At 56.8% G+C, this 8,211-nt stretch carries 9 protein-coding genes; all 9 read right to left on the reverse strand.

Annotated elements, in window-relative coordinates:
* Positions 1–8: 8 nt before the first annotated feature.
* The 9 genes from pyrE to NW842_RS08625 all read right to left on the reverse strand — a co-directional run bounded on the left by pyrE (position 9) and on the right by NW842_RS08625 (position 8,144).
* A complete protein-coding gene (gene pyrE, locus NW842_RS08585; protein WP_414414162.1) occupies positions 9–626 on the reverse strand; it encodes an orotate phosphoribosyltransferase in 618 nt (205 codons plus the stop codon).
* Between the two features lie 199 nt (positions 627–825).
* Positions 826–1,371 carry a GTP-binding protein gene (locus NW842_RS08590; RefSeq protein WP_414399341.1) on the reverse strand — a complete coding sequence of 182 codons (546 nt, stop codon included), beginning with the start codon at positions 1,369–1,371 and terminating at the stop codon, positions 826–828.
* 37 nt (positions 1,372–1,408) lie between these two features.
* Positions 1,409–1,945 carry a protoglobin domain-containing protein gene (locus NW842_RS08595; RefSeq protein ID WP_414388597.1) on the reverse strand — a complete coding sequence of 179 codons (537 nt, stop codon included), beginning with the start codon at positions 1,943–1,945 and terminating at the stop codon, positions 1,409–1,411.
* Between the two features lie 58 nt (positions 1,946–2,003).
* Positions 2,004–2,732 (reverse strand): ATP/GTP-binding protein, encoded by a 729-nt coding sequence (locus NW842_RS08600; RefSeq protein ID WP_414417852.1) that lies wholly within the window; start codon positions 2,730–2,732, stop codon positions 2,004–2,006.
* 37 nt (positions 2,733–2,769) lie between these two features.
* A complete protein-coding gene (locus tag NW842_RS08605) occupies positions 2,770–3,306 on the reverse strand; it encodes a protoglobin domain-containing protein (RefSeq protein WP_414388597.1) in 537 nt (178 codons plus the stop codon).
* 58 nt (positions 3,307–3,364) lie between these two features.
* Entirely contained in the window at positions 3,365–3,733 is a 369-nt protein-coding gene (locus NW842_RS08610; RefSeq protein WP_414417853.1) for a roadblock/LC7 domain-containing protein, read from the reverse strand.
* An 80-nt stretch (positions 3,734–3,813) separates the two neighbouring features.
* Entirely contained in the window at positions 3,814–4,641 is an 828-nt protein-coding gene (locus tag NW842_RS08615; RefSeq protein WP_414417854.1) for a DUF4388 domain-containing protein, read from the reverse strand.
* 332 nt (positions 4,642–4,973) lie between these two features.
* A complete protein-coding gene (locus NW842_RS08620) occupies positions 4,974–7,556 on the reverse strand; it encodes a heavy metal translocating P-type ATPase (protein ID WP_414417855.1) in 2,583 nt (860 codons plus the stop codon).
* 168 nt (positions 7,557–7,724) lie between these two features.
* Positions 7,725–8,144, reverse strand: coding sequence for an aldo/keto reductase (locus NW842_RS08625; protein ID WP_414374476.1), 420 nt, complete (start codon positions 8,142–8,144; stop codon positions 7,725–7,727).
* Positions 8,145–8,211 lie beyond the last annotated feature (67 nt).

Below are 8,211 nucleotides of genomic sequence, written 5' to 3' on the forward strand. Positions count from 1 at the left end.
GGGGCAGGCTAGTCCTTTGATTTTCCTGAGGTCAAGGCCCGATGGCAAGCCTGCACTTCTGGAAGGGTGAATAGGCGACGAAAGGCGATCCCTGCTTCTCGGCAGCGGTCTTCTGCCCCTTCCAGCCGATCCACCAAAGCCAGGATCCCTTCCGCCCGGTAGCCGGCTGCCCGCACCCGTTCGACAGCCTTCAAAGCAGAACTGCCGGTGGTCACCACATCTTCCAGGATCCACACCCGACTGCCTGCCGGCAACTCCGGCCCCTCGATCCAGGCTTGCGTGCCGTGCCCCTTGGGCTCTTTGCGCACGATTAGGGCGGCTAGGTTGGCAGGCTCAGCCCTCAGGGAGGCCAAACTCACCGCCGTCACCAGGGGATCTGCCCCCAGCGTCATCCCAGCCACTGCTTCGGTTTCGGGAGGCAACAGCCGGTGTAGCAGGGATCCCACCCAATAAGCCCCCTGGGGGTGAAGGGTGACCGGCTTGCAGTTGATGTAGTGGGGGCTCTTCTGTCCAGAAGTGAGGGTAAAGGAGCCTTCTCGGTAAGCCAGTTGGGCCAGGAGATACAACAGTTTCTCCCGCGCTTCTTCTGGGGAAAGGGTCAGGGGAGAGCAGTCAAGAAGCAACACAGCAGGGATCCCCTTGGTTCAATGGCTGGCAAGAAAGATCACTCAGGACATTTCATTATGCGGCAAATCTCCACCGAATCCAATCTCCCGTTTTTCGGCTTCACGGGAGGGATCCCTGTCCCACAAAAGATACGCCTGTGTTGGCTGGGGTCGATGTTGCTAAAAAAAGCTGTAGCCTGCTGGATACCTGAAAATCTGTTCAAACAACCACCTGGGGCATCATTTGCTCAACCAACAGAAGCAACGTGTTGGCAACAGAAGCCGGCTCCTGGGCATTCAAAGTGGTGTGCGGAACTGAACCGTCCTGATTCCCCAAAATTAACAAAATGTCTTCTGGATCCCAGGCATTGGGTTGATCGACGTGGGTGATCCCAATCACGCAGGGGGCGCTCGTCCTGGCCTTCATAAAAGATTGAATGGCTTGGGCATTGCGAAACTGGCCCGGCAGGTGCGCAGGCACCAGAAGAACATAGCCGTGGGCGCGCTTAATTAAAATATCCCACATAAAGTTAAAGCGAGACTGGCCGGGAGTGCCGTAGAGATGCAGCCACATCTCTTCTTCCTCCTCTCCAATTCTCAAGCGGCCGAAGTCCATGCTTACCGTCGTGGTTTTCTTCAGCTCTGCCACCTCGTCGGTTGCTTTGCAATCGGTGTCCACCACCTCAATCTCGCTAATCGTGCGAATAAAGGTAGACTTTCCAGCTCCCACCGGCCCTGTTACAACAATGCGGAGAATATTGCTCATGGTTAGCCTCAGCCGTAAACCCCCAGCGCAGACGGGCCTACTCAATCCTGATCAAGCGCTTAAACAAGGCCTCGCTCATGCCTGTTTCCTGTTGCACAGCATTATAGGTCACCTCAAAATAGGCCTGCTCAATAAAGCAGAGATCGATCATGCAAACTTTGCTTAGGCTCATGCGCAGTTGCTCGGGCTTGCCTTCTTTGACCAGCCGCCGACTCACCTCCTGCACAACCGTAGCCATGGCCGGAACCACGTGTTGAGGGCCAATGCCAACGCGCACGTGGACTATGCCGATCTTCCGACGCCGCTCAGCGTATTGTGGCCCCCAGTTATCCATGCCCGTAAACATTTCCTTGAACCATTCGGCAAAGGTTTGACCCAGCCGCTGCCGGTTGTGTTTGGCTATCACTGCCGCCATCTCGGCATCGCGATCCAGGTAGCTGTAAAAGGTATCCGCCATTTCTACAGCAATGCTGCTGCCCCAGTCGGCACTTTGCTGCAAAATCTTCCTGTCTTCATCTGTGAATTGCGTGCGCGAGATCAGGACTTGGAGCAGCTCCGAAGGTTTAATGGCCATAGTTTCCTCAACATCAGGACAAAATCAAAAACAAAATTAGATTCCGCGTCCGGTTTTCTTACTTCATTGCCTCTGCAATGCTTGCTGCGACTCGCTTAATTTCCAAAAAAAGCAAGCCTTGCTTGACTTCATGGCTGGCGATCGTCAGCAAGACGGCATCAGGGCCACAACTGGTTAAAACCCCGTATCCTTTTTCTCCCTGTACAAAAACCCTCTCTATGACTCCGCGCCCTAGCTCTCTCCCAATCCGTTCGCCCAAAGAAAGCATGGCAGCCGACATAGCAAACGTGTTGGCAACAGAAGCCGGCTCCTGGGCATTCAAAGTGGTGTGCGGAACTGAACCGTCCTGATTCCCCAAAATTAACAAAATGTCTTCTGGATCCCAGGCATTGGGTTGATCGACGTGGGTGATCCCAATCACGCAGGGGGCGCTCGTCCTGGCCTTCATAAAAGATTGAATGGCTTGGGCATTGCGAAACTGGCCCGGCAGGTGCGCAGGCACCAGAAGAACATAGCCGTGGGCGCGCTTAATTAAAATATCCCACATAAAGTTAAAGCGAGACTGGCCGGGAGTGCCGTAGAGATGCAGCCACATCTCTTCTTCCTCCTCTCCAATTCTCAAGCGGCCGAAGTCCATGCTTACCGTCGTGGTTTTCTTCAGCTCTGCCACCTCGTCGGTTGCTTTGCAATCGGTGTCCACCACCTCAATCTCGCTAATCGTGCGAATAAAGGTAGACTTTCCAGCTCCCACCGGCCCTGTTACAACAATGCGGAGAATATTGCTCATGGTTAGCCTCAGCCGTAAACCCCCAGCGCAGACGGGCCTACTCAATCCTGATCAAGCGCTTAAACAAGGCCTCGCTCATGCCTGTTTCCTGTTGCACAGCATTATAGGTCACCTCAAAATAGGCCTGCTCAATAAAGCAGAGATCGATCATGCAAACTTTGCTTAGGCTCATGCGCAGTTGCTCGGGCTTGCCTTCTTTGACCAGCCGCCGACTCACCTCCTGCACAACCGTAGCCATGGCCGGAACCACGTGTTGAGGGCCAATGCCAACGCGCACGTGGACTATGCCGATCTTCCGACGCCGCTCAGCGTATTGTGGCCCCCAGTTATCCATGCCCGTAAACATTTCCTTGAACCATTCGGCAAAGGTTTGACCCAGCCGCTGCCGGTTGTGTTTGGCTATCACTGCCGCCATCTCGGCATCGCGATCCAGGTAGCTGTAAAAGGTATCCGCCATTTCTACAGCAATGCTGCTGCCCCAGTCGGCACTTTGCTGCAAAATCTTCCTGTCTTCATCTGTGAATTGCGTGCGCGAGATCAGGACTTGGAGCAGCTCCGAAGGTTTAATGGCCATAGTTTCCTCAACATCAGGACAAAATCAAAAACAAAATTAGATTCCGCGTCCGGTTTTCTTACTTCATTGCCTCTGCAATGCTTGCTGCGACTCGCTTAATTTCCAAAAAAAGCAAGCCTTGCTTGACTTCATGGCTGGCGATCGTCAGCAAGACGGCATCAGGGCCACAACTGGTTAAAACCCCGTATCCTTTTTCTCCCTGTACAAAAACCCTCTCTATGACTCCGCGCCCTAGCTCTCTCCCAATCCGTTCGCCCAAAGAAAGCATGGCAGCCGACATAGCAGAGGTTCTCTCTTCATCCATACCCACAGGCAGTGTGGAAGCTAAAGGTAGCCCGTCGGGGGTGACCACTGCTGCTCCCTGGACTTCCGGTGTGTTGGCAACATAGCTCTGGAGGATCGCCTGCAAAGAGGACAGATTAGCCATCCTATATCTCCCTGCTGATTCACTGTTTCTAATGGTTTTACCCGAAAACCGAAAACATGACTGCAAATATCCCTATGCTTTTATTTTTCGCGCATGCCCTTGAGGAGGGTGGCTAATCGACTGACCAGAGAAGGCTTGACGGGGCCGCCCTCATCCTGGAGACCAGGCACCCTTGCCCCCAGCCTCTCCCTCACCGGCTCGGGATTCACCTCCTCAGCAATCGACTTGGACAGCTCCCAGTGACCAGACCGAGCCAGAACCGTTGGCCCCTCACAAGGGCTGATCAACCCCAGCTTGGCCAGACGGGCACAGGCATAGCGCACCTCCAGCAGGTCTGCCCCCAGTGCTTGAGCCAAAGCCGTCAGCTTGCGGGAAGGCGACACCTGCTCCAGGATCCCCCACTCCAGCGCAGAAAGTTTGAACAGAGGCAGTTCGGTGCTGGTACGCCAAAAGCAGCTATCAGGCTCGGGCAGGTCTTTTTCGGGGCGTTGCTCCAGCTTGAGCTGCTGCAGGGCTTCCAGGACGGCAGCGGTGGCGCCTTTGCTCAGGCCGGTCATTTCTCGGTAGGGCATGGGCACGTTGGGCAGGAAGCTGAACTGGCCGGATTCGAGGGCGAAGAGGCTGTAGAGGCCGGTTTGCAGTTGATGGCGAAAGAGCTTGGCCAAATCTACGGGCGAGATCAACCCTTGCCGCTGCAGGCAACGCCCCAGAGGCTCCTCCAAGCCCCTAGCGACCAACTGGCTGACCACCTGCTCGTCCACCAAGCCAAAGCGCGTCAGCAGGCTTTCCAAACGATGCTTTTCTTCAGGGGTGAGGGCGGCGACCACCCGACCTTGGTAAAACCAAATCCGCTGAATGCCATTGGGTGCCCAGATGGATAATTGCCCTGCTTTCTTACCCTTTTCCATTAAATGCAACAGGTCGCATAAGGAAAATTCCTGAAGATCTCCAAGCATCGCCATACTTTTGCTCCCTTCACCGCTGCAAGATGCGCTTTCCCAGTATTTTCACGGTTTTTGCTTTGCTAAGCAAGAAACCAGAAGATGCGCTTACAGCTTGGTTTCGGCCTAATCTTACAACCAAATCCTCAAAAGTTAAAGCGGATTAATCTTTTTAATCAAATGTAATCGAAGTTGCCGAATTTTTGGCTTGGACGCAGCGGAAATTGTGTCAGAAGCTCGGTAAAACCTCGGAAGACTTAACGATCGATACTTAGTCATTCGTAATTTTTAACACTTTTTTAGCTGCGGCTACTCGAAGATCTACGGGGTACAAAAGTTCGCCTCAAAAGGAGTGAATTGAGGATTACACTGAGGGAACTCAAGGCCATGAGACCCCCAGCGATTGCCGGGCTAAGCCCAATGCCAAAGGGGGGTAGGAGCACGCCTGCTGCCACCGGGATCCCTACCAGGTTGTAGCCGACAGCCCAGAGGAGATTTTGCTGGATCTTGCGGAAGGTGGCGCGGCTGAGGCGGATAGCTTCCACCACATCCCAGAGGCGGTTGCGCATGAGGATGATATCGGCGGTTTCTAAGGCCGCATCAGTGGCTGAGTGCAGGGCGATGCCCACATCGGCTTGGGCCAAAGCCGGAGCGTCGTTAATGCCATCTCCCACCATGGCAACTCTCTGGCCTTGGGTCTGCAGGTCGCGGATGACTTGAGCTTTGTCTGCCGGGTGAACCTCGGCGATAACGCGGATCCCGGGCACTTGCAGAGCTTCGGCTACCTGCTTGGCCACCTCAGCCCGATCGCCAGTAAGCAGCATCACCTGCAAGCCCATCTTTTGCAGTTGTCGCAGTGTTGCCTGCGCATCAGGCCGCAAGGGATCCTGTGCTGCCAGCAGCCCCACCAGGGATCCCTCTACAGCCACGCCCACCACCGTTTTGCCGGCTGCCAGTAGCGCCTCGGCCTGGGCCTGCGCCTCTGGGGAAATTGGGATCCCCAAAGCAGCCAGCCCATCCAGGGATCCCAACACCACTTCCTGCCCTTCCACTTGGGCGGCGACTCCTATCCCCGGTTGGGTTTGAAACTCGCCGGCGGAGAGCAACGGCAAACCCTGGGTGCGGGCGGCTTGCAAAATGGCTTGCGCCAGCGGATGGCGAGTGCCGCTTTCCACTGTGGCCGCCAGTTGGAGCAGGCGATTGGAATCTAGGGAGGGGTCAAGGCTGAGACAGTCCGTCAGGTGGGGATCCCCTTGGGTGAGGGTGCCGGTTTTGTCGAAGACCACCGTTTGCAAGCGATGGGCTTTCTCCAGAACATCTCCCCCTCGGATGAGCAAACCCCGCTCGGCTCCCAAGCCAGTACCCACCAGGATGGCCATCGGCGTAGCCAACCCCAAAGCACAGGGGCAGGCCACCACCAAAACGGCAATGGCCATCTTGAGGCTGCTGAGCAGAGGTGTGGGGTGAGGGGGATGGTCGCTCAGATGCAGATGGGAGTGCAGGCTGAACCCCTCCAGGACAAAGTGCTCCGCACCGTCGCTCCCCCAGAGTGGGATCCCAACCCAGTACCAGAACCCAAAGGTGAGAATGGCCAGCGTGACCACCCCATAGGTGAAGTAGCCCGCCACCTGGTCGGCTATCCCTTGGATGGGGGCCTTGCGAGCTTGGGCCTCTTCCACCAGGCGAATGACCTGGGCCAAGGTGGTGTCTTTCCCGGTGCGCGTCGCCCGGCACAGCAGCAACCCCGATTGGTTCAGCGTTCCCGCCACCACGGGATCCCCCGCTTGTTTCAGCACCGGCAAGGGTTCCCCTGTCAGCATCCCCTCGTTGACCGTGGCCTGGCCGGCAATGACTTCTCCATCCACCGGGATCTGTTCGCCGGCCCGCACCTGGAGCCAATCCCCCACTCGCACCTGTTCGACAGGGCACCATTCTCCGGTTTGGGATCCCAGATCCAGGTTCCCCTCTGGGCTGGAAGCCAGAGATCCCGCCTTCTCTGCAGGCTGAACCCGCCGAGCCAAACTGGGACACAAGCTCACCAGCGATTGCAGGCTGCTGGCCGCCCGCAGGCGGCTGTGCTGTTCCAAGGCCCGTCCCAACAGGATGAAGCTGAGCATCATGACGGGCTCGTCGAAAAAGCACTCCCAGCCCACCTGAGGGGCCAACAACCCCGCCAGACTGGCCAGGTAGGCCGATCCGGATCCCAAGGTAACCAAGGTGTTCATGTTGGGGGCCAGCCGCCGCGCCCCTCTCCAACCATCCAGGACAATGCCGCGAGCCGGGCCGACAAAAGTCAAGGTCGCCAAGCCCCAGTGCAGCCAGACATCATTAAGGAGGGGCAAGCCCAGACGGGCGAAGAGATCCAAGTGTCCGGCGGCAGAAATCAGCAGCAAAAAAGCGGCGGTGAGCGCTTGGCGAATGTGGTGTCGGGTCTGCTGTCGCTGCCGAGAGAGGGGATCCGCGGCATCTTCCCGCCCAGCGGCAGGGGAAGTTTGGTCTTGATAGGGCTCCGCACCGCTGACGCGAACGGAACTCCCGCCGGAGAGGGCCTCACCCTCTGAACTGTAGCGGCTGGGAAACCCTGCCTCTGTCAAAATCTGGGCCAGGTGCTCTGGGTCGGGCCGGATCCCAGGGGCAAACTCCACAAGGGCCGACTCGGTAACCAGGTTAACGCTGGCCTTAACCACCCCCGGCTGTCTCAGCAGGGCCTGCTCAACGGTGCGAACGCAGCCGGCACAACTCATGCCCCCCACGTGGAGAATCAGGGATCCCTCCTGAGAAGGCGCTGTGGGCCCATTCTGGTCAGCCGGATCCCTTGGCCTGTCTGCTTTATGGGTCAAAGTGCTCCGCACTGCTGACGCGAATGCATCTGGGATGGCCATCTTTGTTCTCCCGTGGTTAACAGCCCCCTCGCCCTACTGGCCAGTTATGTAGCGGTAGGACAGGGCTCTACATCCCATTTTTTGCCAAACTCAATCGTAGGACTGGGATCCCGGCGACAAAGTGCTCCCCACCGCTAACGCAAACGGCAAGGGAACAGAAAGCAACAACTAGGCAGCGCGGGCAGGCGGGGACATAAAGCTGGGGGGAATGGACTCGGGAACATACCTTTGCAAAATATCCTCGATGGTCTGCATCGCTTCCGCATCCAACGACCAGCCCCAAAGGCCGGATATTGCCTCCAGATGATAGGGCTTGCGTGCCCCCCACAGCGCCACACTCACCCCTGGTTGATCCAGCAGCCAGCGCACCGCCAACTGAGCCAAGGTCTTGCCATAGCGATCCTGAGCAAACCGGCTCAATGCCTCTGCCGCCTTTAGGTACTGGGAGTAGCGCGGTTCAACAAACTTGGGGTCGATCCCGGCTCGCATATCCCCTGAAGGGAAGGTGGTTTGTGGCGTCATCCGTCCGCTCAGCAGACCTCGGCAGAGGGGACTGTACACCAAAGTGTGAATGCCGTGCTGATACATTTACGCTGAACACTGCTGAACATCACTGTTCAACTATGCAGCGATAGCATTCTGTTTGTTTCCAAAC

This window comes from Synechococcus sp. R55.4 (genome assembly GCF_047461935.1).
Taxonomy (GTDB): Bacteria; Cyanobacteriota; Cyanobacteriia; order Thermostichales; family Thermostichaceae; genus Thermostichus.

Excerpts from the sequence above, each read along its gene's own strand:
- NW842_RS08590 (WP_414399341.1), bottom strand. The coding sequence starts at position 1,371 with ATGAGCAATATTCTCCGCATTGTTGTAACAGGGCCGGTGGGAGCTGGA.
- NW842_RS08595 (WP_414388597.1), bottom strand. The coding sequence starts at position 1,945 with ATGGCCATTAAACCTTCGGAGCTGCTCCAAGTCCTGATCTCGCGCACG.
- NW842_RS08600 (WP_414417852.1), bottom strand. The coding sequence starts at position 2,732 with ATGAGCAATATTCTCCGCATTGTTGTAACAGGGCCGGTGGGAGCTGGA.
- NW842_RS08605 (WP_414388597.1), bottom strand. The coding sequence starts at position 3,306 with ATGGCCATTAAACCTTCGGAGCTGCTCCAAGTCCTGATCTCGCGCACG.
- NW842_RS08610 (WP_414417853.1), bottom strand. The coding sequence starts at position 3,733 with ATGGCTAATCTGTCCTCTTTGCAGGCGATCCTCCAGAGCTATGTTGCC.
- NW842_RS08615 (WP_414417854.1), bottom strand. The coding sequence starts at position 4,641 with ATGGAAAAGGGTAAGAAAGCAGGGCAATTATCCATCTGGGCACCCAAT.
- NW842_RS08620 (WP_414417855.1), bottom strand. The coding sequence starts at position 7,556 with ATGGCCATCCCAGATGCATTCGCGTCAGCAGTGCGGAGCACTTTGACC.
- NW842_RS08625 (WP_414374476.1), bottom strand. The coding sequence starts at position 8,144 with ATGTATCAGCACGGCATTCACACTTTGGTGTACAGTCCCCTCTGCCGA.